At 63.2% G+C, this 23,476-nt stretch carries 20 protein-coding genes and 2 pseudogenes; 18 read left to right on the top strand and 4 right to left on the bottom strand.

The window, feature by feature from the left end; genetic code table 11:
* From JFX23_RS04600 to JFX23_RS04580, 6 genes and pseudogenes are all read left to right on the top strand, one after another.
* Positions 1-324: pseudogene (locus JFX23_RS04600) on the top strand (tRNA dihydrouridine synthase DusB); the annotation flags it as partial.
* 242 nt (positions 325-566) lie between these two features.
* On the top strand, positions 567-1,421 hold the full coding sequence (gene aroD / locus JFX23_RS09500) for a type I 3-dehydroquinate dehydratase (protein ID WP_332874676.1): 855 nt from the start codon (positions 567-569) through the stop codon (positions 1,419-1,421).
* A gap of 234 nt (positions 1,422-1,655) precedes the next feature.
* Entirely contained in the window at positions 1,656-1,943 is a 288-nt protein-coding gene (locus JFX23_RS09595) for a hypothetical protein (protein WP_332874675.1), read from the top strand.
* Complete coding sequence (locus JFX23_RS04590) at positions 1,940-2,260, top strand: hypothetical protein (RefSeq protein ID WP_332874674.1); 321 nt, start codon at positions 1,940-1,942, stop codon at positions 2,258-2,260. Before JFX23_RS09595 ends, JFX23_RS04590 begins: the two co-directional genes overlap by 4 nt.
* Before the next feature lie 122 nt (positions 2,261-2,382).
* A complete protein-coding gene (locus tag JFX23_RS04585; RefSeq protein WP_198775914.1) occupies positions 2,383-3,810 on the top strand; it encodes a sensor histidine kinase in 1,428 nt (475 codons plus the stop codon).
* Positions 3,807-4,478, top strand: a complete 672-nt coding sequence (locus JFX23_RS04580; RefSeq protein ID WP_198775913.1) for a response regulator transcription factor — start codon at positions 3,807-3,809, stop codon at positions 4,476-4,478. The genes JFX23_RS04585 and JFX23_RS04580 overlap by 4 nt, the downstream gene beginning before the upstream one ends.
* Here JFX23_RS04580 and JFX23_RS04575 read toward each other — a convergent pair.
* A complete protein-coding gene (locus JFX23_RS04575) occupies positions 4,475-4,876 on the bottom strand; it encodes a hypothetical protein (RefSeq protein WP_198775912.1) in 402 nt (133 codons plus the stop codon). The two genes, JFX23_RS04580 and JFX23_RS04575, sit on opposite strands and share 4 nt — an antisense overlap.
* 280 nt (positions 4,877-5,156) lie before the next feature.
* On the opposite strand from JFX23_RS04575, the gene JFX23_RS04570 reads away from it, so the two are divergent.
* The 3 genes from JFX23_RS04570 to JFX23_RS04560 all read left to right on the top strand — a co-directional run bounded on the left by JFX23_RS04570 (position 5,157) and on the right by JFX23_RS04560 (position 9,745).
* A complete protein-coding gene (locus JFX23_RS04570) occupies positions 5,157-6,461 on the top strand; it encodes a deoxyguanosinetriphosphate triphosphohydrolase (RefSeq protein ID WP_198775911.1) in 1,305 nt (434 codons plus the stop codon).
* A gap of 352 nt (positions 6,462-6,813) precedes the next feature.
* The gene (dnaG, locus tag JFX23_RS04565) at positions 6,814-8,775 is read left to right on the top strand and encodes a DNA primase (RefSeq protein ID WP_198775910.1); all 1,962 of its coding nucleotides are present in this window, start codon (positions 6,814-6,816) and stop codon (positions 8,773-8,775) included.
* Positions 8,776-9,256: 481 nt separating this feature from the next.
* Entirely contained in the window at positions 9,257-9,745 is a 489-nt protein-coding gene (locus JFX23_RS04560; RefSeq protein ID WP_005961818.1) for an S-ribosylhomocysteine lyase, read from the top strand.
* A gap of 168 nt (positions 9,746-9,913) precedes the next feature.
* Here the strand turns inward: JFX23_RS04560 and JFX23_RS04555 are convergent, their stop codons facing one another.
* Positions 9,914-10,399 (bottom strand): hypothetical protein, encoded by a 486-nt coding sequence (locus JFX23_RS04555; protein WP_005961816.1) that lies wholly within the window; start codon positions 10,397-10,399, stop codon positions 9,914-9,916.
* Positions 10,400-10,451: 52 nt separating this feature from the next.
* Positions 10,452-11,621: a hypothetical protein gene (locus tag JFX23_RS04550; protein ID WP_198775909.1), complete on the bottom strand. Its 1,170-nt coding sequence runs from the start codon at positions 11,619-11,621 to the stop codon at positions 10,452-10,454.
* 72 nt (positions 11,622-11,693) lie between these two features.
* Between JFX23_RS04550 and JFX23_RS04545 the strand changes: the two genes are divergently transcribed.
* From JFX23_RS04545 to infB, 4 genes are all read left to right on the top strand, one after another.
* Positions 11,694-12,164, top strand: coding sequence for a ribosome maturation factor RimP (locus tag JFX23_RS04545; RefSeq protein WP_198775908.1), 471 nt, complete (start codon positions 11,694-11,696; stop codon positions 12,162-12,164).
* Positions 12,165-12,169: 5 nt separating this feature from the next.
* Positions 12,170-13,216, top strand: a complete 1,047-nt coding sequence (gene nusA, locus JFX23_RS04540) for a transcription termination factor NusA (RefSeq protein ID WP_040313491.1) — start codon at positions 12,170-12,172, stop codon at positions 13,214-13,216.
* 24 nt (positions 13,217-13,240) lie between these two features.
* Complete coding sequence (locus tag JFX23_RS04535) at positions 13,241-13,564, top strand: YlxR family protein (protein WP_332874673.1); 324 nt, start codon at positions 13,241-13,243, stop codon at positions 13,562-13,564.
* Between the two features lie 107 nt (positions 13,565-13,671).
* Positions 13,672-16,617 (top strand): translation initiation factor IF-2, encoded by a 2,946-nt coding sequence (gene infB / locus JFX23_RS04530; protein ID WP_198775907.1) that lies wholly within the window; start codon positions 13,672-13,674, stop codon positions 16,615-16,617.
* A gap of 669 nt (positions 16,618-17,286) precedes the next feature.
* Here the strand turns inward: infB and JFX23_RS04525 are convergent.
* Complete coding sequence (locus tag JFX23_RS04525; protein ID WP_198775906.1) at positions 17,287-18,318, bottom strand: endonuclease domain-containing protein; 1,032 nt, start codon at positions 18,316-18,318, stop codon at positions 17,287-17,289.
* Between the two features lie 475 nt (positions 18,319-18,793).
* Here JFX23_RS04525 and JFX23_RS04520 point away from each other — a divergent pair, with 475 nt between their 5' ends.
* The 5 genes and pseudogenes from JFX23_RS04520 (at position 18,794) to rpsO (ending at position 23,250) form a co-directional block, all read left to right on the top strand.
* Positions 18,794-18,964, top strand: a complete 171-nt coding sequence (locus JFX23_RS04520; RefSeq protein ID WP_198775905.1) for a hypothetical protein — start codon at positions 18,794-18,796, stop codon at positions 18,962-18,964.
* Between the two features lie 275 nt (positions 18,965-19,239).
* Positions 19,240-19,683 (top strand): 30S ribosome-binding factor RbfA, encoded by a 444-nt coding sequence (rbfA, locus tag JFX23_RS04515; RefSeq protein WP_198775904.1) that lies wholly within the window; start codon positions 19,240-19,242, stop codon positions 19,681-19,683.
* Positions 19,684-19,685: 2 nt separating this feature from the next.
* Positions 19,686-20,346: pseudogene (truB, locus tag JFX23_RS09680) on the top strand (tRNA pseudouridine(55) synthase TruB); the annotation flags it as partial.
* A gap of 973 nt (positions 20,347-21,319) precedes the next feature.
* Positions 21,320-22,309 (top strand): bifunctional riboflavin kinase/FAD synthetase, encoded by a 990-nt coding sequence (locus tag JFX23_RS04505; protein ID WP_198775902.1) that lies wholly within the window; start codon positions 21,320-21,322, stop codon positions 22,307-22,309.
* 671 nt (positions 22,310-22,980) lie between these two features.
* On the top strand, positions 22,981-23,250 hold the full coding sequence (rpsO, locus tag JFX23_RS04500; RefSeq protein WP_005961796.1) for a 30S ribosomal protein S15: 270 nt from the start codon (positions 22,981-22,983) through the stop codon (positions 23,248-23,250).
* Positions 23,251-23,476 lie beyond the last annotated feature (226 nt).

Raw genomic sequence — 23,476 nt, 5'->3', positions numbered from 1 at the left:
AGGTGGGTCGTCGAAGACCAGGGGGATGAGGCTCGTGCGATGCGTGAAATGCGTAAGCACCTCGGCTGGTATCTACGAGGTTTCGCTGTCGGCGGGCCCACCCGCCACGCCCTGTCCATGGTGTCGACCCTCGAGGAGCTTCACGATCTCCTTCACGGCTTCGACCTCGACCAGGAGTTCCCGAAGGCCGCGCTGGGGCCGCGAGGGCGCGCAGGCGGGGAGAAGACCCCGCATCTTCCCGAAGGATGGCTCGACTCGCCCTTCCTCACCGAGGCAGAGCGAGCGAACCTTCACCTTGCCGAAGACGGCGCGAACGGAGGATAAGAGACGTGGATCCCCATAATCCTCAGCACAGTGCGTTCCCACCTGGGGGAGGCGAGCACGACCTCTTTCCAGCCGGGGCAGGCGTGAATAGCCTCCTCCCGACCGGGGTAGGCGAGGGCGCTGCCCCTCGGGCTGAATCTGAGCGCGGCACCTTCTCGCCTGGAGCAGGCAAGAACAGTGCATTCCTAGCCGCGGCAGAGGCGAATAGCGTTCTCCCGACCGGGGCAGGGGTGAATAGCGCCGTGCGTTCGGATTCCGAGCAGATCGAGGTGAGGATCGGACGCGGCTCCTCGCCTCGTCCCGCTGTCGTGCTCGGCGGGCCGAGCCGCATCATCACGCCCCTCATGGGAACGACTCCCGCACTCCTCAGCGCCGAAATCGAAGCTGTGGCCAGTCAAGCGGCCGACCTCGTCGAATGGAGAGTCGACCCGCTCCTCGCCGCACTCGAGCCCGCTTCCAACAGGCGCGCTGCGATCGAAGAGGCCTGGGAAGAGGCGGTCTCACAGGCTCCCCTCCCCGTCCTCGCGACGATCCGCACAACAGTCGAGGGCGGTGCGGCAGAACTGAGCGCAAGCGAGTACGCCGAACTCGTGGCGCTGCTTGCAGGCCTCGCGGACGCGGTCGACGTGGAGATCGCCAGGACCGAGTCTTGCGCCCTCATCCTTCGTGCCCACCAGGCCGGAGCCGCAGTTATCGCCTCCTTCCACGATTTCAACGAGACTCCGCCCGATGACACCCTCGCTGCCCTTTACGCGCAGATGGCCGAAGCGGGCGCCGATGTCCTCAAAGTCGCGTGCCGCGTCACCACCCCCGAGGATGCCCTGCGCGTCCTCGCCGCCCAGATCAGCGCCCACCGCGAGCACCGCCGTCCCATCATCGGCATCGGCATGGGAGAAACGGGAGCGATCACGCGGATCGCAGGTGCCACCCTCTTCTCAGCAGCCACTTTCGCTTCTGTCGCCGCCTCCTCGGCCCCCGGCCAGTTCACCGTCGAAGAGACGAGGAAGGGCCTCGACCTCGTGGAGAAGGGGAGGACAGTCGAGAAGAGGAAGAGCGACGAGGAAGAGAAGACAGTCGACAAAGCGAGTGGCCGCTGAGAAGCGGAGGACACTCGAGGAGGAGAAGGCAGTCGATAGAGTGAGGGGCCGCTGAGAAGGGGAAGACCACCGAGGAGGAGAACCCAGTCGACAAAGCGAGTGGCCGCTGAAATAGGAAGCCAGCCGAAGAGGAAAACCCAGTCGAAAAGCGGAGGACACACGGCTGAGAGAACCAAAGGGCCAAGAGAGCCCTACGGATCACTGGACCCACCGCACAACCGAGAACCGGGGACAATGACGATTCATGAGCTAAGGCCAAGCGCCCTCGAACAGATCGACTCGCGTCCGCTGAGCGGACACCACAAGAGCCTCATCGGCCTCGTCATCGTTTTGAACATCTCCGAGTTCTTCGACATGTTCCTCATCGGCTTCGTCGTCTCTTTGCTGACCAAACCCTGGAACCTCTCCGGCATCCAAACAGGCATCATCCTCGCCTGCTCGGGGCTCGGAACCGTTATCGACGCCATCGGGGCGCTCATCGTCGCCTTCTCCGCAAGGACGGGGAGTCTGGCTCGTGGATGATCTTCTTCGCGGGCATCCTCATCGCAATGACATTCGGCGATGGTGCCTTCGGGATCCTCAACGCCTTCGGCGGCGAGCAATTCCCCAAGGAGGCGCGCGGCACCGGCCTCGGCTTGGGCTACGGCATCGGCGCGAGCGCGAAGATCATCGGCCCGCTCATTATGAGGGCCACGATCGGCGGCAGCGCCGTCCAACAGGAGGTCACGCTTCGCGCGGTGTTCCCGGCCTTCATCCTCTTCGCAGCTCTGCTCTTCGTCGGTGGAATCCTCTACCTCTTTGCGAAAGAGACGAAAGGGGCTTCGCTCGAAGAGATCTGAGCGCCTGTGCTCGAGGCAGAGCGAGCGGCGCGTGCTCGAGACGAGGATTTTGGAGCAGTCGAGCATGAGATCACTCGGACAGAGCCGTCACATCAGAGCTCACGAGTCGACACAATAGGGGCATGAGACTCAGACATACGACGATCCGAGTCCGAATCCTCGCCGCGATCATGCTCGTTGCCCTCGCAACGCTGACGGTCACGCAGACCCTCGTTGCTGTGCTCCACTACCGCCACGTCTATTCTGCGATGACCCAGGATCTTGGGCACGTCGAAGACGAAGTGCGACTCTTGTCCAACACGGGAATCGATCCACTGACGGGCAAAGGCTTCACGAGTGCGGAGCGGGTGGTGCAGAGCTACCTTGAACGCACGGTTCTGTCCACCGGTGAATCGTATGTCGCGTACCAGGGGACGCAACTGCGGTGGATTGCCCCCGCCGATGTGGAGCTGCGACCCGAGAACGATAACGCCCTCATGGCCGCCATCCACGCGAGGGTCGGAGGCGAGTCCAGTGTCATCACGACAGTGTCAACTGGCATGGGCGATTACCGGGTCCTCGTCGCGCCCGTGCGCAGCGGAAGCGATGCCGCCACGCTCATTCGCGTCATCGACATCCGCAGTCGCACCCGCAGCCTGAGCTCCATCTTGGGGACCTCCATCATCGTCGGCTCAGGCACGCTCTGTCTCGTCGCGGCGGTCGCATACTTCGCCGTGCGCCACCTCCTGCGCCCCATTGAAGAACTCACACGAGCCGCTGAGTCCATTGGCGAAAACGATCTCACATCAAGAGTGGAGGTTCGCGGAGGGGACGATCTTGCACTCCTCGCGCGCTCCTTCAACCGCATGCTTGACCGGGTCGAAACCTCTCACAAGAACCAGCTGCGCCTCCTCGATGATGTCGGCCATGAGTTGCGCACACCAGTGACGATCCTGCGAGGACACCTCGAAGTGCTCGATCCGAGTGACCCCGAAGATATTGCGGCCACGAGGAGGCTCCTCCTCGAGGAGACCCAGCGGATGGGACTGCTCATCGAGGACATTTTGCTGCTCGCGCAGATGCGCCAGAGCGACTTCCTCCGGCCCGCGCCCGTTGCGGTCGCCGAGCTCAGCGACCGCGTCTTCGAAAAGGTCCGCTTCCTCGGGGAACGAACCTGGCAGCTCGGCGAAGTCGCAGATATCGACGCCGTCCTCGATGCGGACAGGATCACTCAGGCGTGGCTCCAACTCGTGGACAACGCCGTCAAATACTCCACCGAAGGGTCGCGCATCGCCCTCGGATCACGCATTGAAGGCGATGAGCTCGTCCTGTGGGTGCAAGATGAGGGAATCGGCGTCGCTGCCGAGGATCTGGAACGGGTGAGGCAGCGATTCTCACGTACCCAGGAGGCAGAGCGAATGGCCCCTGGCTCCGGTCTGGGACTGAGTATCGTGAACTCAATCGCCGAAGCCCACTCGGGGAGACTGGGGATATCTTCACGACGCGGACACGGGTCCGTGTTCTCCCTGCGCCTGCCGCTTCGCACCACGACCGAGGAGAGTGAGACATGAGCACGATTCTGATCGTCGAGGACGAGGAACGAATCGCCTCCTTCATCGCAAAGGGGCTGAAAGCGGCGGGATTCACCCCGACGATCACAGCCTCGGGCAGCGAGGCGATCCAATTCGGACTGATAGGCGACTTCGACCTCATCATCCTCGACGTCGGGCTTCCCGATATCGACGGCTTCGATGTGCTTGAGGAGCTGCGCGGACAGGGGGTTGCGACACCGATCATCATGCTGACGGCGCGCTCATCGGTCGTGGACCGCGTCGCCGGTTTGGAAAACGGTGCAGACGACTACATGGCCAAGCCCTTCTCTTATGAGGAACTCCTGGCGAGGATCCGCCTGCGCTTGAGGGATTCTGCCTCAGCCTCTCAGTCGAGCACCGCTGCGACCACACTGTCCTACGGCAATCTCAGCCTCGACTATCGGACGAGGCAGATCACGGTCGATGGGCGCGTCGTCGACTTATCGGCCAGGGAGTTCACACTCGCCGAGATGTTCTTGCGCAACCCCCGCCAGGTGCTCAGCCGCGAGCAGCTCCTCTCCGCGGTGTGGGGAATGGACTTCGACCCCGGGTCCAATGTCGTGGATGTGTACATGTCCTATTTGCGTTCGAAACTTGGCAAAGAGCGTTTCGAAACGGTGAGGGGAATGGGCTACAGGCTGCTTTAGTCGTCGTCTCGGTCGTCATCCACGTCGTCGATGTCATCGTCATAGTCGTCGTCATCGAGGTCGATGGGCGGGGCCGGGACGATCGGGGTTGGTGCCGGGGTCGAGCTCGTCGGGGGAGGGGGCGGAGTCGGGGTTTCAACGGGCGCAACATTTCCGTTGGTGGGAGGTGAGGGCGGTTGTTCGCTTTCCCCACTGGGGTGTTGTGCGATGGGAACGCCAGATTGCGATGTCCCCGATTGTGCTGATTGGGCGCCCCCGGATTCGGACATGACGATTCCGGGGGAGACGACTTCCTCGGAGACAACAGTGAGCGCGGATGCGAGCCACCAGGCGACGACGATGGCGACGAGGGACAGAGCGACGAGGGCCGCGGCGAGTCGACGTTCTGACAGTCCCATGTGCTCGGTCCTTTCCTTTGTTGCTCCTTTCCAGTGAACCCGATGAGCCGCACGATGACCACTTCTAGCGATGAGAATCCTCTAAGGAATCCCGCGAGCTTTGATTGCGTTGTGCGCACCCCTCCCGCAGCGCCCTCGAACTCCTGTCTGTACGCGCTACAGCCACCCTGCTGCGTTCCTGCAGCGCTCCCCACAGCGCTTTGCGAGCTGTGCGCAGGTTGGAGGCACTCCACAGCTTCCAAACCCCTTGAGGGCGAGGATGTAGAGCGGCGGCTAGACTGTGGCCGTGAGCGCTCGACTGCAAGGTAATCCCTCGGACGCAGGCCTCGTCCCCGTCTATTCGCAGGCCGATCAGTCCAGGCGCGTCGCAGAGTCCGCGAAGTCTGCGATGCGCACGGCCTTCGAGCGTGATCGCGCACGTATCCTGCACTCTTCAGGGTTGCGCAGACTCGGGGAGAAAACGCAGGTCCTCGGCCCGGCAAGCGATGACTTCGTGCGCACCCGCCTCACCCACTCTCTCGAAGTCGCCCAGGTGGGCCGCGAACTCGGCAAGGAACTCGGCGCCAACCCGGATGTCGTGGACGCGGCCTGCCTCAGCCACGACCTCGGCCACCCTCCCTTCGGTCATAACGGTGAGCGCGTCCTCGACGATCTCGCCGCCGACTGCGGAGGATTCGAAGGCAACGCCCAAACCTTGCGTCTCGTGTCGCGTCTTGAACCGAAAGTCATTGACGAGGATGGGGAGCCCGCTGGCCTCAACCTCACGCGCGCCACTCTCGACGCGATCTGCAAGTATCCCTGGGCGAGGGGGGAGGGGCCCGACCCGGACAAGTCTTTGCGCAAATACTCGGTGTACGAGGACGACCGTGAGGTTTTCGAATGGATGCGTGAAGGTGCTCCTTTCGGGCGGCGGTGCCTCGAGGCCCAGATCATGGATCTGTCCGATGACATCGCTTACAGCGTGCACGATGTTGAAGATGCCGTGGCGACGGGAAAATGCGATGTGCACAGCCTGCGCGATGATGAGGTCCTTGAACGGGTCATCGCCTCGACTCTCGACTGGTACGGTCCCGGCGTCGCTCGCGCCGACCTTGAATCAGCGATCGAGCGACTCGTGCACTTGGGCGAGTGGATGGGCTCTTTCGACGGCTCCTACGCCGATCTCGCTCGTCTCAAAGACCTCACCAGTGAACTCATCGGACGTTTTTGCTCCGCAGCCGTGTCAGCGACGCGTGTGGAGTTCGGTCCAGGCCCTCTTGGCCGTTACCGTGCGGATCTTGTCGTTCCGCCCTCGACTCGAGCGGAGATCCAAGTCCTCAAGGGGCTGGCGGTCCATTTCGTGATGAGTCCACGCGAAACTGAGCCTGTTTACTATCAGCAGAGAACCCTCCTCGCTGATCTTGTCGACGCATTGGTGGAGGTCGGGCCGAACGCCCTTGAGCCCGTGTTCGCAACCCAGTGGCGTCAATCCTCGAATGAGGAGGGGCGTGTGCGGGCGGTCATTGATCAGGTCGCTTCCCTGACGGATTCTTCGGCCTCGAAATGGCATGCGCGCCTGTGCGGGATGCTGTCGAGCCAACTGTGAAGAGCCTCGACACAATTCACGGGCACAGAGCGTGCCAGAATGTGCTGTCGTGTCCGGCACGCGAGGCGATGATTCATGAGTGCAGTATCGTGCCTGGCCGTTTTCTCATGTCCTGCCGCTCCTCTTGCTCATGGGGCCGTGCTGGGCGTTCACGTGGCCTGGCTGGGGGTTCACGGGGCCTGGGGCGTTCATGGGGTTTGGCTGGGGGTTCATGGGGCCTGGCTGGGCGTCGTGATCTCGGAGGGCATCACCCGTCCCGACGTCTCCGCCTGGACATCGCTGAGGCTCATCGCCTGTTGAGCGGGCGAGCCTACCCGGCGCCCCTCCTGCTGGGCATCGCTAGACTGTGCGCATGGCCGGTCTGATTCGTAAAGAGGACATCGCCCTCGTGCGCGAAGCCGCTCGGATCGATGAGATCGTCGGCGAGCACGTCGCCCTGCGCCCCGCAGGAGTGGGGTCCCTCAAAGGACTATGTCCCTTCCACGATGAACGCACTCCCAGCTTCCACGTCCGCCCTCACCTGGGGATGTGGCACTGCTTCGGTTGCGGCGAGGGCGGGGACGTCATCTCATTCGTCCAGAAGATCGACCACTTGTCCTTCACAGAGGCCGTGGAGTTCCTCGCCCAGCGTGCGGGCATCACGCTCCACTACGAAGAGGGCGGCACACAAGTTCGCAGTGAAGAACCCGGGAAACGTCAGCGCCTCCTTGAAGCGCATCGGGTCGCTGAAGAGTTCTACCAGCGTCAGCTCGCCTCGGCCGAGGGTGCTGCGGGCAGGCAATTCCTCGCGAAACGCGGATTCAACCAGGCGATGTGCACTCACTTCGGCGTCGGATATTCGCCCGACTCCTGGGATGCTCTCACCCGCCACCTGCGTTCGAAGGGCTTCACGGATAAGGAACTCGAGATCGCAGGCCTTGCCTCGCGCGGAAATCGTGGTCTGTACGACCGTTTCCGAGGGCGCCTCATGTGGCCGATCCGAGACATCACAGGGGCGACCGTCGGTTTTGGCGCCCGCCGCCTCAACGAGGACCCGCAATCACCGAAGTATCTCAACACCCCCGAGACGCCGATCTACAAAAAGTCACAACTCCTTTATGGGCTTGACCTCGCGAAGAAGGCAATCGCGAAAGAACATCGCATCGTGATTGTCGAAGGGTACACGGATGTCATGGCCGCCCACGTCGCCGGCGAGCCTTGCGCTGTTGCGACCTGCGGCACGGCTTTCGGCTCTGAGCACGTGAAGATCGTGCGCCGCCTCTTGGGTGATGCCGCAGATCCTGCTGCGGGGGTGCTCCTATCGAATGGGCGGGCCCGGGGCTCGGAAGTGATCTTCACCTTCGACGGTGACGCGGCGGGGCAAAAGGCCGCATTGCGGGCCTTCCACGAGGATCAGAACTTTGCTTCCCAAACTTTTGTCGCCGTCGACCGCGAGGGCATGGACCCCTGCGAGGTGCGAATGGCGCGCGGCGACAAGGGGGTCATTGAGCTTGTCCGATCCCGCACTCCGCTTTTCGAGTTCGTCATTCGTTCCGTGATCCGTCAAGTCGATTTGCGCACTGCTGAGGGCAGGGTCCGTGCCCTGTCCGCCTCCGCGCCGATCGTTGCGAGTATTCGTGATCGTGCTTTGCGCATGGAATACACGCGTTCCCTCGCCGGTTGGCTCGGCATGGACATGCGCAGTGTGGCGGATGCGGTTCGCCATGCTGCTCGTCCGGCGCCTGAGCCCCGCTATGGCGAGGCATCCGATATGGCCGGAGCCGGGATCCCTTCTCCGGTGCCGCGCAGGCGCGGTCCCGAGGACCCGATCACCCGCCTTGAACGCCAGACGCTCGAGGTTGTTTTGCAGCACCCGGTCTTCGTCATCGGTTCTGGTTTCGAAGACCTTGAAGGGGATTCATTCTTCGTTCCCACGCACCGGGCGGTGCATGATGCGATTCGCGCGTGCGGTGGCCTTGATGCCTTCGCGAAGCTTTTGCATTCCGCGGAGGAGTATTTCGGCGTCGGCGAGCGTGCGACGGAGGCTGCGAGCCGTCGCTTCGTCGACCAGGTACGCGATGCTGCTGGCGAGCTCGTCGGCGCCGCCGTCACTGAGCTCGCGGTCGCGCCTCTTCCACAGGACCGCGAGGAGGAAATGCGTTCCTATTGCAGGGGAGTGGTCGCAGCGCTCGTCCGAACGGATCTCACTCGAAAACTGGGGGAGGCGCGCGGGCGTCTTCAACGCATGGACGAGGACGACCCCCAGTATGCGCAGGCCTTCCGTGAACTCATGCGCTTGGAGAACCGGCGGCAGACCTTTACTGAGAGGAACTGAAACGCTTTCCGAGTAGGGGAGAGGGGCGCGAAACGAAGGCTTTGAGGGGCTTCGGGTCTGAGCGTGGGCGATTCTTCGACAGGGGCGAGTTGGAGGGGCGGGAGTCGAAGACTACTGCGCTCTCCGGTGTGCGCGAGGAGGAACATGAACCGCACCGCTATCACAGGTGACCTTCAGCCGCGCTTTCCGGTGCGCGAGGAGGAACACGCCAGTTCTTCCCCCTCGCGTCTGCTGTTTCGGCGCTCTCCGGTGTGCGCGAGGAGGCGCACGAGTGCGAGAAGGAGCGCCGACGCTTCTTCACACACCATCGTGTTTTTCTTGATGGATAAAAAGCAGGCCTCGCATCTGATAAGAACTTCGCCAAGGCATCGCGCCGAACGCCAGGCGCCCAGAGGACTTGGCATCCGCCCTCGTCGAAGCGATCCACTAATCTGAAGCGTGTCCACTCGCGGTCCCACCGAGCGAAGAAGGAGAACCCCCTATGGCAGAAGTTGAGAGTTTCACGCTCGATCACACGGCCGTCCTCGCGCCCTATGTGCGCCTCATCTGCGTTGAAACAGGGCCGAAGGGCGATGAGATCTCAAACTTCGACCTGCGCCTCGTTCAACCCAATGAGAACGCCATCCCGACCGGGGGCCTGCACACCATCGAGCATCTCCTCGCCTCCTTGCTGCGCGACCGCATGGAAGGCGTCATCGACTGCTCACCCTTCGGCTGCCGCACTGGATTCCACCTCATCACCTGGGGAACCCCCGGTGTAGAGACTGTGACCCGAGCGCTCGTCTCCTCACTCGAAGCGATCGCGACGAGCGTGAATTGGCAAGACGTTCCGGGAACGGATATCACCTCCTGCGGAAACTACCGGGACCACTCGCTGTTCACTGCGCGCGAATGGTGCAAGAAGATCCTCGAAGAGGGCTTTTCCACAAACCCCTTCGTCAGGACGCCCCTGCCCGAGCTTGCTGACTAAGACCTCCTGGCCGACTCAGGCCTCGCCTCCTTCGTCTTCCTCTTGCCCCGGGCTGGCTTCCTTGCCCATATTTCTGCCGTGAGTTCGCTTCCCTGCCGATTCCTCCTGCCATGGGCGGGCTTCCTTGCCGGACGCGGGGGACGAGTCTCTTGCTCGGTTCGGCTCGGCTCAGTCCAAGCCGACACCTTCGCGCAGCTGCTGTTCAAAATGAGCGGCTTCACGCTCACAGGCCTCATCAAGCGGCCCGAAGGCAGCGAGCACGGAGAAGAGCTGATCGTCCTCGCGACGTCGAATCCACACGGTGATCGTCGTGCCATTAGAGACCTGTGTGGACTTGTGGACGACGATCGAATGATTCACACGCTCGGAGAGGATCCGCATGAACACCCGCGGATCCTGTGAAACCGTTTCCACGCGGATGGGTGTGCGCGCTGGATCCATCCACTCGACTGAAAGAACACGGTCCTCGGCACTCCACTTCGCGGTCGCGATTTCGTACCACATTCCCGAATCGAGGACCGACTCCTTGTTGGCGAGGATGATCGCGTGCCTCCCCGCGATGATCCACTCGCCCGACTCAAGCTGCTCCGCAGGGGCGCGCCGATCGCCCTCGGGAAGAAGAACTGAGACTTCGGTGGGAATCAGATTCGGCATAGGAAGATTCTACGGGTGCACTCGACACCTGCGAGCGCGCGCGAGCTCAAGCTCAGGCGCTCGCGCCGATCAGGGCGGGGCTGGTCCCGTACTCGTTGAGGAAGGACCACGAACTCAGGTCCTCAAGGGCCTCATGCAAGCCGATCAGTCGTATCGTCTGGTCATCGGAGGAGAGCAGATGCAGATCCGCTAGGAGAAGCCCATTCGCAAGCGAAGCCGCGTCGAGCGAATCGAGAGTACAGCGGGTGGTCCTGTGATCATTCGCACCGGCTGAAAGGTAGTGATCGACACGGGAGAAGAGTTCATGAGAGCGCAACTCGGCATCATCAATGGAGAACTCCACAAGCTGCGCCTTCGGAAGGGACTGGGCCGTGCAATCCCAGGAGGCCACGGCCTCAGCCAACTCAGTCGATTCTGCCAGGCTCTGCGCCGCAGAAAGATCAGCATCAGGAAGAATGGACGAGGCATTCAGAGCTTGAGGATCCAAGCCCCAGCCGCTGAGAAGATCCATTGTCTGACTTGAGATGAAAGAGTGCAGACGAGCATTGAACTCCGTCACCGCAGCAGCCTCAGAATCAAGACTCACATTGAAAGCGCCCGCCAAGTCGAGTGCAGAACGGTAGCGCCCCAGAGCGACCGAAGCGAGGGCGCGGGAGTTATCCGACTCCATAAGAGTCGGATCCGCCGCCGCAGCCAAATCCCTGCGGGCCGTTGAAGCGAGCCAGGAGACGAGTTCTTCGACCGTCACAGGCGCATCCGCGATAGGGGGAACCTCTTCGGCCCCCTCAGGAGTGTGATCACCCCAGGGGGACCACACTCCGCCAAGAGCGTCCAAACGAGCTTGGGAGTTCGCTGCGACAAGGGAAAGGGCCTGGGCGCATTCGGGGCACGAGCTCGCGTCCTCGGCCAAGGAGGAAGCACGGGCCCAAGCGGCGGCCTCCGTGCGGGCCGCGGTCTCACGGAGGGTATCCACTTCGGTGAGTTCAGGAAGGGATGCGCCCCTCGAATCGAAACGCACGCCCGAAGCGCAAGACGACAACAAGAGAGCAAGAGTACCCGCCGTGGCGCCGAGAACTGCGAGCCTGCGTCCTTTCCTGGACGAAGACGCTGTCCTTGAAGAATGCGCATGTTCACTCGCAAGCGCGTGTTCAAAGGACGCTGGTAGGCCCTTCGGAGAGCCGAAGGAGCCGGGGCGTCGCGAGAAGAATCCGAAGATCGTCACCTGGGCATCATCGCATGTTGACCCCCGGGTAGAATAGGAACCCCTTGCCGTGTCGGACACACAGGAGGATTTGTGGCCCAACCCCAACACTTCGAGGCACTCGAGAAGGAGCTCCGCCCCCTCGTTGAAGGATTCGGACTCGAACTCGACGCCGTCTTGAGCGTCAAAGAATCGGGAATGAAAATCGTGCGAGTCATCGTTGAGAGCCCCGAAACGGGCCAGGGGCTCGATTCCGAGTTGCTCGCGCAGGTTTCGCGGGCCGTTTCGCCCCTCGTTGATAAGGCCGACCCGATTGACAGCGAGTACTACCTGGAAGTGTCGACCCCCGGTGCAGAACGTGAACTCCTTGAGCCTCGTCACTGGGTCAAGCAGATCGGGCGCCTCGCGAGCGTGAAGCTGCGCGACGGCTCTCGCCTATGCGGTCGTGTGACATCCGCCGATGACAAGGGTGCAGTGCTCGACGTGGACGCTCAGACCGTTAGGATCGAGTACGCACAGATGAAGAAGGCGCGGGCTCGCGTCGAATTCGGTTCGGAGGAATGAGACGCATGGAAATCGACATGACCGCATTGCGCATGGTCGAGCAGGAGAAGGGAGTTTCCCTCGGCCGCCTCGTGGAAGCGATCGAAGAGGCCCTCCTCAAGGCGTACCACAACATTCCCGGCGCAGTTTCCAAAGCCCGCATTGAGATCGACCAGAAGACCGGTCGCGTCACCGTCATGGCGATGGACGAGGACGAGGACGGCAACGAGATCGGCGAATTCGACGACACTCCGAAGAACTTCGGGCGCATCGCCCAGTCGACTGCCCGCTCTGTCATCATGCAGCGCCTGCGTGACGCTGACGATCAGAAGGTCCTCGGCGGTTTCGCGAACCAGAAGGGCCAAGTTGTCACTGGTATCGTCGACCAGTCCCGCGATGGGCGCATCACGATCATCAAGGTCGGCGACGACTTCGAAGCGGTTCTGCCTGATTCTGAGAAGGCTCCCGGTGAGGCCTACCGTCACGGCGACCGCATCCGAGCTTTCGTCGTCAATGTCGAGCGCACGGAAAAGGGTGCCCGCATCACGCTTTCACGCACCCACCCCGGCCTCGTCGCTGGGCTTTTCGAACGGGAAGTCCCCGAGATTCAGCAGGGCCTCGTGAAGATCAAAGCGATCGCGCGTGAAGCAGGTCATCGTACGAAGATCGCCGTCGCCGCGACGCGCGAAGGTGTGAACGCCAAGGGCGCATGCATTGGTCCGATGGGGTCGCGAGTGCGCGCCGTCATGACGGAGCTCAACGGCGAGAAGATCGACATCGTCGACTGGTCGGCGGATCCTGGCCGTTTCGTCGCCAACGCCCTCTCGCCGGCCCGAGTCTCGCGCGTCGTCGTCCACTCGATTGACAATCGCACGGCAACCGCGATCGTTCCCGACTTCCAGCTCTCCCTCGCGATCGGTAAGGAAGGGCAGAACGCCCGCCTCGCAGCCAGACTCACCGACTTCCACATCGACATTCACTCCGACACGGAAACCGGCGACGAGGGCGTGGCCTCGCACTCCTCGATGCCTGATGACGTGACCAGTCGCTCATACTCCGATCCTCAGGATTGAGAAGGGCTCGACTAAGCTGAAGGGGTGTCGCAGTCTGCGCTGAACGAGAGTGAAGCCCTCCCGGGCCCTGCACCCGTTCGTACCTGCGTTGGCTGTGGGAAGCGTTCACCGCGTTCGGAACTGCTCCGATTCGCGGTGTACCACGGGGTCGTATCATTCGACCCCGAAGCTCAGCGACCCGGTCGGGGCGCGTGGATCCACCCGGATCTTCGCTGCGTCGACAAGGCCCGTAAACGTCGGGCCCTCGCGCGCGCGCTCCGCCTCGAGGAGGTTGTCTCCGAAGAGTTGTGGACTCAGTGCGAGCAGGTCGTGTCATCCAAGGCGTCGCCGACGCCTGAACTCGAGTAATGGAAGCGGGTTGGAAGCTGATGGGCACCCGATGAGTACCCAGCGATGAGCTGCCAGCAATACAAGTAACGCGTCTCCGTCCGGAGGCGCTTCCGGACAGGAGAACAGTGGCAAAGTTGCGTGTCCACGAGCTTGCGAAAGAGCTCGGAATCACCAGCAAGGAACTTTTGACGTACCTCAAGGATCACGGAGAGTTCGTCAAGGCATCATCTTCGGCCCTCGAGCCGCCAGTCGTGCGTTCCGTTCGTGAGCACTACAGCTCGAAGGGAACAGGGGAGGAACAAACCCCCGCAGCGAAGACCTCGGCTTCGAAGAAGCCGAGCGCCCCGAAAGGCTCAGCGGCCAAACCCGGGGATAAGAGCACTCAGCCTTCCACCAAGGCGAAGACCCCTGCGAGCGCGCCCGTGCCCGCCGATCCTCGTGCCGCCGTTTCAACGGGACCGGCCTTTTCTTCCGCTCCCAAGCCCGGTGCGACTCCCGCAGCGCCCAAGCCCGGTGCGGCTTCCGCAGCGCCCAAGCCTGGTGCGGCTCCGAAGCCTGGCGCTGCGCCTAAGCCCGCTGCAGCTCCGAAGCCTGGCGCTGCGCCCAAGCCTGCTGCGAGCCCCAAAGCTCCCGCTCCCAAGGCGAAGACCACCGGTCGTGACGGCGCTCCTGCGGCACCGCGTCCTGGAGCTCCGCGTCCGGCGGGCCCCCGCCCTGGTCCGCGTCCCGCTGGCCCGCGCCCGGGCAATAACCCCTACGCATCCAGTCAGGGAATGCCCCGTCCCGGTGGCACCGGTGGTCCGCGCCCTGGCCCGCGTCAAGGCGGCCCCCGTCCCGGTCAGGGTGGCAATGAGCGTCCCGCACGTGGCGGTGCTCCCCGTCCCGGTGGCACCGGCGGTCCTCGTCCCGGTGGCGCACCCCGCCCGGGCGGACGCTCAGGTGGCAACCGCCCGAACCCGGGAATGATGCCCGGCCAGGCGAACTTCGCCCGTAACGCTGCGACTGGTGCGAATGATCGTCCCACGCGCGGCGGCGCTGGAGGTCGCGGTCGCGGTACTCGCCCCGGAGCCGGAGGAGGCGCCGGTGCACCCGCAGGCGGCGGTTTCGGCCCCGCACGTGGAGGCGGCCGCGGAGGACGCGGCGCCACGCCGGGTGCTTTCGGACGCGGTGGCGGTCGCAATCAGCGTGGCCGCAAGTCCAAACGCGCGAAACGTCAAGAGTTCGAGCAGCAGAACGCTCCCGTCATCGGTGGCGTTTCAATCCCCCGCGGCAACGGGCAGGTCGTTCGTATCCGCCAGGGCGCGTCCCTCGCCGACTTCGCGGAGAAGATCGACGTCAATCCCGCAGCACTAGTGACCGTCCTCTTCCACCTCGGTGAAATGGCGACAGCGACCCAGTCGCTCGACCAGGACACCTTCGAGGCTCTCGGCGCTGAACTCGGCTACGACGTCAAGGTCGTCTCCCCCGAGGATGAGGACCGTGAACTCCTCGAGTCCTTCGACATTGACCTCGAGGCGGAAGAACTCGACGATGCCGAGCACATGCAGCCGCGTCCGCCGGTCGTCACGGTCATGGGCCACGTCGACCACGGCAAGACCAAGCTCCTCGACGCGATTCGTCATACGGATGTCGTCGACACCGAGCACGGCGGCATCACCCAGCACATCGGCGCCTACCAGGTGAACGTCGAGCATGAAGGCAAGACTCGTCCGATCACCTTCATCGATACCCCCGGCCACGAGGCCTTCACCGCGATGCGCGCCCGTGGCGCGCAGGTCACCGACATTGCGATCCTCGTGGTCGCTGCCGATGACGGCGTGATGCCCCAGACCGTTGAGGCGATCAACCACGCTCAGGCCGCGAACGTGCCGATCGTGGTCGCGGTCAACAAGGTCGATAAGGAAGGCGCCTCCCCGGATAAGATCCGTGGTCAGCTAACCGAATATGGACTCGTTGCTGAGGATTACGGCGGCGATGTCATGTTCGTCGACATTTCGGCGAAGGAACGCACCGGTATCCGTGAGCTCCTTGAAGCGGTCCTCTTGACTGCGGATGCGGCGCTTACCCTCGAGGCGAACCCGGATACTGCGGCTCGTGGTGTCGCGATCGAAGCGAACCTTGACAAGGGGCGTGGTGCGGTTGCGACCATGCTCGTTGAGCGCGGCACCTTGCGCATCGGGGACGCCATTGTCGTGGGTTCCGCCCATGGCCGCGTCCGAGCGATGTTCGATGACACCGGGGCGGATGTTGCCGAGGCCGGGCCCTCACGCCCGGTCGCTGTTCTCGGCCTCGCGTCGATTCCCCGTGCGGGTGATTCTTTCCTCGTCGCCACCGACGAGCGCACCGCACGCCAGATCGCCGATAAGCGCGAAGCCGCAGAGCGGCAGGCCATGCTCGCCAAGCGCCGCAAGCGCGTCTCCCTCGAGGACTTCGACAAGGTCCTCAAGGAAGGCGAGGTCGACACCCTCAACCTCATCATCAAGGGCGACGTTTCCGGTGCTGTCGAAGCGCTCGAGGATTCGCTGCTCGGCATTGATGTGGGCGAGGAAGTCCAGCTCCGCATCATCCACCGTGGCGTCGGCGCGATCACGCAGAATGACGTCAACCTCGCCACAGTCGATAACGCGGTCATCATCGGCTTCAACGTTCGCCCGGCTGAACGAGTCGTGGAACTCGCGGACGCCGAGGGTGTTGAGATCAAGTACTACAACGTCATCTACTCGGCGATCGAGGATATTGAGGCTGCCCTCAAGGGCATGCTCAAGCCGATCTACGAGGAGGTATCTCTCGGCACCGCGGAGATCCGTCAGGTCTTCCGTTCCGGCAAGTTCGGCAATATCGCGGGCTCGATCGTCCGCTCCGGCACGATCAAGCGCGGCACGAAGGCGCGCCTGGTCCGCGATGGTGTCGTCGTCGCCGACAACCTCGAGATCCAGTCTCTGCGTCGTGAAAAGGATGATGTCACTGAGGTCCGCGAAGGCTACGAGTGCGGTATCACGCTCGGCTTCAAGGACATCACCGAGGGTGACCTCATTGAGACCTGGGCGATGCGTGAGAAGCCTCGCGACTGATTCTAGGGAAGGTCCTGTTCCTTCCAGGATGATCCTGCTCGCGCGCTACGCGTGCGCGTAGGAGCGCAGGAGGGGTCCGAGTTGACGCTGTAACGTCAACCCGGACCCCTTTTCTTACCCCCGGTCCACAAGTCGGATCTTCTCCTGGGCCTTTTCTTATCCCCGGTCCACAAGTCGGACCTTCTCCTGGACCTTTTCTTATCCCCGGTCCACAAGTCGGATCATATCCTTGGAAACTCAATGCTGCTGAAACGGTTTGCGCTGATCAGAGGGGAATTAATCGATGTCTGGTTCGGCTTGTGTGCTTCTACCTTGGCCCTTTGTCCGACTTGTGCTCCCGCCTTCAAACGCATTGTCCGACTTGTGCCCTCTCTTCCATGCGCGCTGTCCGACTTGTGCCAGGCAGGCCACGCAGCCCCGTACTCAGCCGGGACGAAATACACTCCAGTACGCGCAGTCCCCTCATGCGCCATGACGCTCGGCGTGCCCCAAACATCACTCCCGGCGTCAAGCTTCCCCAAACGCCACCCCGTCATAAACCTGCCACGCGAGCTACCCCCGTCGTGGCTTATGTTCAGAGCCCGGCGCTGAGTAGGGCCCTAATACGCCTTGACGCTCGGCGTGCCCTAAACACCACCCCGGCGTCGAGCTGCCCGCAAACGAGTCCCGTCATTCGCTTATCCCCAAAGCCAGACGCCGAGCCTCGATGATGCGAACAAGCTCGGCGGCTAAGCCTTCAGGATCCTGAAGATCCGCCCAATCGAAGCGAATCACAGTCCAACCCGAGGCGACGAGGAGTCGCTCTCGTCGTCGCTCCGCCTCGATCGTCCTGTGGATCTGCTGCACGGATGCCCCATACTTGCCCCGGCCATCGAATTCGATCGCGAGGCGCAGCTCAGGCAGTGCCATATCTACGAAAAAGTGTTGTCCCGCCTCGCACACATGCATCTGGGTGTGAACTCCGCGAACACCGGCCCTCAGCAGATTCCATAAGAGCCAGGCCTCAGCGGGGGATTCACAGGCCGGGTCGGCCCAAGCGAGGATCCTCGAAGCCCGCTCCCATCCTCGGCCTCTGGGGAGCTCATGCAAAGCTGCGAGGGATTGACGGCGAACACGGTCACTTGCCATTGGCGCGGGCCTTTCGCCCTCGAAGATATCGAGAATCGTGCGATAAGCCTGACTGACGAGTATGAACGCGATCCGTGGCGGGCTCAGAAGTGCGGTGCTGATTGCTGCAGCATTCAGGTCCTGTGCGAGGATGCCGTGCACCCTCACCGAGTGAGTCCTTACATGGGTCGAACCAACGAAGGTGACTGGGAGCCGAGGGGAGATGATGATTCCATCGAGAACAACTGCCGGAAGAATGAGGGCTCCTCGTGAAGTGCCCCGGCCGCCGGTAAAGGAGATCCTCGCAGCGTTTTCGGCGGAGAGAGGCTCGGGCAGGTCAAGCCCGTGGAGGAGCAAAGCGGAACGCCCGACGGCGGTGCTTGCCCGGCGAAGGTGACTAACTGCGAACACCCGGGCGATCTCCACCGCTCGTCGTTGCGCCCAGGGGGTTTCGAGGCCGCGCAGGAACTCCGACTCGAGGTGGACTCCGCGCGCGATCTTGATGGTGTCGGCGTTCAGACGGCAGTGCTTGTGGCGGCGCCCGGTGAAGTGCACTCGCCTTTGGACCTGGGTGATGCTCGGCGTTGCGGACATGCGTGCAGCTTCTCTCCCTGTGGGAATCTGAGCGAGTTCGTCAAAGGGGTCCTGTGGACCGGGAATAGGGCGGGATTGAGCTGGGGATAGTGGGGGCGGTGCAGGCTCGATGGGGCTTCTTGGATACAGCTGGGCAGACTTGTAGCGGGCGCTCGGCCACAAGCCTGCTTTGGGCTCTACGCGGCTTCTCGGTTGCAAATGCGCCCTTGGCTGCAAATGGGCGTTTGGCCACAAGTCGGACGCTCGCCTTGGAAACTTGACGAGGGCGAGCGGGTTTGTGCTGATCAAAAGGAAAATGACGAAGGGGAACTCTGGCTTATGCGCCCCCAGCTCGACTTGCGGTCCGACTTGTGCCTCTGCGGGTCCGACTTGTGCCCCGCGAGAAGCCCGCACAGCGTTTCTCCATACCAGCCCCGCTTCTCCTGTCAATCCCAGCTCCCACCTGGGCATGGTTGAGCTCTTACCGCCGAGGATCGTGCCCTCGACGATTTCCCAGCACCCCCCTGGGCATGGCGCCCTAGCGGTTGGCGGCGTCGTCAGCGCCAACATCAATCCCAGCTCCCACCTGGGCATGGTTGAGTTCGGAGCCGCCGCAGCCATGATCGGCCTGTCAATCCCAGCTCCCACGTGGGCATGGAGCTCTTGATCGTGCAGAACCCCGTACCATGGGAGACCGGAATACGGGTCGTTTCTCAACTTCGTCTGGCTCAACAAGCCGTGCGAGGCTTCGCCACGAATCCGCATGCCGCTACGCTGGCGTGCGGAGTCGTGAAAAGGCAGCACCTAGTCTGCGCGCCCGCGAGCTTGCGCACAGCTTCGAGTGGACTCCGCGTTGCGCGAGTTCGAGTGGACGCCGCACTTCGGACAGGCTCGGCCAGAGCAGACGCATGGCCAGACGACCCACGACTTTCAGGAGGACTCATGGCAGACGAAGCCCGCCAACGCAAGGTGCAGGATCGTATCCAGCAGACGGTCGCGCGTCTGCTTGGACGGAGGATCAAGGATCCGCGACTGGGTTTCGTGACGATCACGGATGTGCGCGTGACCGGCGACCTACAGCACGCCTCGATCTTCTACACGGTCCTCGGTGACGATGAGGACCGCAAAGCGACGGCTCGTGCTTTCGAGTCGGCGAAAGGCATCATCCGTTCCGAGGTCGGCAAAGCCCTCGGGATCCGCCTGACTCCGACGATCGAGTTCATTCTTGATGCTTTGCCCGACTCGGTCGCCGCGATCGAGGGTGCGCTCGCGGCCGCGAAGGCCAAGGACGAACAGATCGCCCGCCACGCTCAGGGAGCCGCCTATGCCGGCGATGCAGACCCTTACCGGCATGATGATACGGACGAGGACGAGGACGCGCTCTGAGGATGGCGAAGCGTCCAGATCATTCGGTTCCAGGGATCCTCGTCATCGATAAAGCTTCGGGTATGACGAGCCATGATGTCGTGTCTCGCGTGCGGCGCCTGGCTCATACCCGCAAAGTCGGGCACGGCGGCACTTTGGATCCGATGGCGACGGGCGTTCTGGTCGTGGGCGTGGGCAAGGCGACTCGCCTGTTGACTTTCATTACGGGGCATTCGAAGACTTATGAGGCGACGATCCGTTTCGGCCTGACGACTTCCACTGATGATGCCGAGGGCGCCCTTGTTCAGGCCCTCGGCTGTACCTCCTTGTCCCTCGATGAGCTCGAAAAGGCGATGGAGGGTCTTCGCGGGGAGATCGATCAGGTGCCTTCCTCGGTGTCGGCGAAGAAGATTGACGGCAAACGGGCCTACGAGCTTGTGCGTGAGGGCGTTGAGGTTGAGCTCAAGGCGAATCGAGTAACGGTTTCGCGTTTTGAGCGCTGTTCGGATCTGCGCCGGGCGACCCTCGACACGCCCTCGGGCCCACTCGAGGTTCTTGATGTGGATGTGGTCGTCGATTGTTCTTCCGGCACCTACATTCGGGCCCTTGCGAGAGATCTCGGTTTGATGCTTGGCGTCGGGGCGCATCTGACGCGTTTGCGACGCACCCGCGTCGGAGCCTTCACTCTTGAGGACTGCCGCACTGTGGATTCGCTCGAGGACGAGGCCGCGAGCTCGCGTGCTGCGTCTCATCCAAAGATGCCGCTGCCTGCGCCGACACCTGAAGGGGCTTTGAAATCCGCTTCTCACTCAGAAGAGCCCTTACCTGCTCCGGGCTTGATTCCGCTGGGTGCAGCGGTCACGGCGATGTTTCCGATCATTTCCTTGAACGAGGCCGAAGCTGCGCGTTTTCTTCACGGCAACCCCCCGAAGCGCGGCCCCAAGGAGCTTCAGGCCCTGCTGCGGGCCGCCCCCGTTCACAGAGCCTCTGTACCGCCTACCCCCGAAGCGCCCGCTGCGCCTGTCCCAGGAGCTACTCTTCCTTCTTCCCTTGAAAGCGCTGCTTCACCTACCCCTGAAGCTCCCGCTTCGCCTGCCTCAGGTGCTCCCGCCGCGCCTGCCCCAGGTGTCGCTGTGCCGCCTCCTCTTAAGCCTGTCTCAGGTGCTCCCGCCGCGCCTGCCCGCGAAGCGCCCGCTGCGTCTGCCTCAGGAGCCCCCGCCGCGCCTGCCCCAGGTGTCGCTGTGCCGCCTCCTCTTAAGCCTGCCTCAGGAGCCCCTGTACCGCCTACCTCCGGAGCGCCCGCTGCGTCTGCCTCAGGAGCCCCCGCCGCGCCTGCCCCAGGTGTCGCTGTGCCGCCTCCTCTTAAGCCTGCCTCAGGAGCCCCTGTACCGCCTACCTCCGGAGCGCCCGCTTCTCCTAGCCTTGAAGCCCCCAACCCGTCTAGCCCTCGAACGTCAGCGAAAGATGCGCTCGCTTCCACAATGCCCGATCATGGAGCAGGCATAGGCGCCCGCATTCGAGGAGAATCCGCCCCCGTCCTCGTCGATGGGGACACCACCATCTTCGCTGCGGCTGATCCGAAGGGGAGAATCCTCGGACTGATCGACGCGTCGAAGCCGCGCCTGAAGACGATCTGCGTATTTTTCGGAGGGGAAGGATGAAGATCTGGTCAACGCTGTCCGATGTGCCCGGAGGCGAGAGGTCTGTCGTGACGATCGGCAACTTCGACGGAATGCACAATGGGCACAGGCGCGTCGTCTCCTCGTGCGTGGAGCGCGCCCGCAAACGCGGCACCGACGCCGTTGCGATCACTTTCGATCCGCACCCCATCCAGGTTCACGCGCCGGAAGCAGGCTTGCAGCTCATCTTCCCGCTTCGCGACCGCCTCGATGCAATGGCAGCATCGGGGCTCGATGCGACTCTCGTCGTCCACTATGACGCGAGCGTGTACATGCTCGAACCAGAAGAGTTCGTCGTCGAATTCCTCGTGGAGCGTCTCGGCGCGGTCGAGGTCGTTGTCGGAGAGGATTTCCACTTTGGGCGCGCGAACCTCGGGACGATCGACACCCTGCGTGAGCTGGGGCGTCGATATGGCTTCGACGTCACAATGGTGACTGATATTCAAGCGCCCGAGGGAAGGCGCTGGTCGTCTTCGTGGGTGAGGGAGCTTCTTGCCGAGGGCGATGTCGCCGGTGCCGCACGAGTCCTCGGCCACCTCCATCGCATCCGCGGTACTGTCGAGCACGGTTTCAAACGAGGACGCGAACTCGGATTCCCGACGGCGAACCTCCAGGAGGAGATCGAGGGGGTTGTGCCCGCTGACGGCGTGTACGCCGGATGGGTCGTGCGCCAGGTGCCGGGGACGGAGTCGGCAGAGTTCTTGCCGTCTGCGATCTCGGTGGGGACGAACCCGCAGTTCGATGGTGTCCATCGGACGGTCGAGGCTCATGTTCTGGGCCGCTCGGACCTCAACTTGTACGGTGAGAGGATCGCTGTTGTTTTTGTGTCGAGGATCCGGCCGATGCTGGCTTTCGACTCGCTTGAAGATCTGCTCGCCCAGATGGATGACGACTTGCGTCAATCGGCGTATGTCCTCGGGGTGGGGGTCGCCTCGAGAATTGATCCTGAAGACGTCACCGCCTGCTGAGCACCGCCTTGGGTGCAGGGCCAGAGCGCCCCGAGGCCAGCAGCTCCGAAGCCAGCGCGTCCCAAGAGTCGGGCAAGGCCAGCGGGGCGCAAGACTTGCGTGGGCGCGCGTCGGCACAGCTTGACCCGGGGGTGCGCAGCGCGCCGGAGGGGCCGCGCGGCGCCAGGGCTGTGCGTCACCTGAGACCGAGCGCTTCGTTTTCGGTTTCGCGGGACACTCTTGGGTTGCGCGGCGGTCCCTTGGCCACAAGTCGGACATTCAGAGCCAGATTTAGCCGTGCCGAATGGGAAAAGCCCAGAACGGCGCGGGCCCTCATGGGGCATGGTGCGAGCGTCGTCCGACTTGTGCCCCTTGCCTTTCCCGCACCCCAGCGTCTCCGAGCGCCCGCTCCTCCCGCCCACTGTGTCTCCACGCCCCGAACTGCCCCGCCCCTCCCGCACCAGCTTCTCCGAGCGCCCGCCCCTGCCCACGCCCCGAGTCGCCCCCGCTCCTCTTCCCCCTCCCTTCCGACGTGCCCGATCGCACACCCTTTTGCTCGCGGATCAGCCCATTCCTGTGAAAGTGCGTATCTTCGCCCGTGCTAGCCTTGGAAGGCCGTCAGATCGGCCGCGAACTGTCAGCGGTAGGGAATAGCCCTCCCGCCCCGCGCAACGAGTCATAAGGAGAAGCCTGTGCCCCTGAGCAAGGACGTCAAGGATCAGATCATCGCCGAATACGCCACCCACGAGGGCGACACCGGCTCCCCCGAGGTTCAGATCGCGCTCCTCACAAAGCGCATCAAGGACCTGACCGAGCACTTCAAGTACCACACGCACGACCACCACTCGCGCCGCGGCCTGCTGCTGCTCGTCGGTCGTCGTCGCCGCCTCCTCGGCTACCTGGCCTCGATCGACATTGAGCGTTACCGCTCCCTCGTCGAGCGTCTGGGCCTGCGCCGCTGAGCCGTCCCGGTCCGATCCTCTTCTTGAGGACCGGGCCGGTTTTGCTTGCGCATCCGAACGGGGCGCGCAAGCAATCGACCACGAGGGGCGCGCCCGCAGGTCTCATTCGACTCCTGAGGGCCGCTCCCCATCATCGAGGACGCTGCCGCAAAATCGGAAGAGAACGGGAAGACCACACGGGTCTCCCTGATGCGCACCACTCTCCTGGACGCGCATCACTCTCCCG

The organism is Schaalia cardiffensis, from assembly GCF_016405145.1.
GTDB classification, from domain to species: Bacteria; Actinomycetota; Actinomycetes; order Actinomycetales; family Actinomycetaceae; genus Pauljensenia; species Pauljensenia cardiffensis.
The sequence above is the reverse complement of the archived record's forward strand: the minus strand, read 5'-3'. Positions and strand labels throughout refer to the sequence as shown.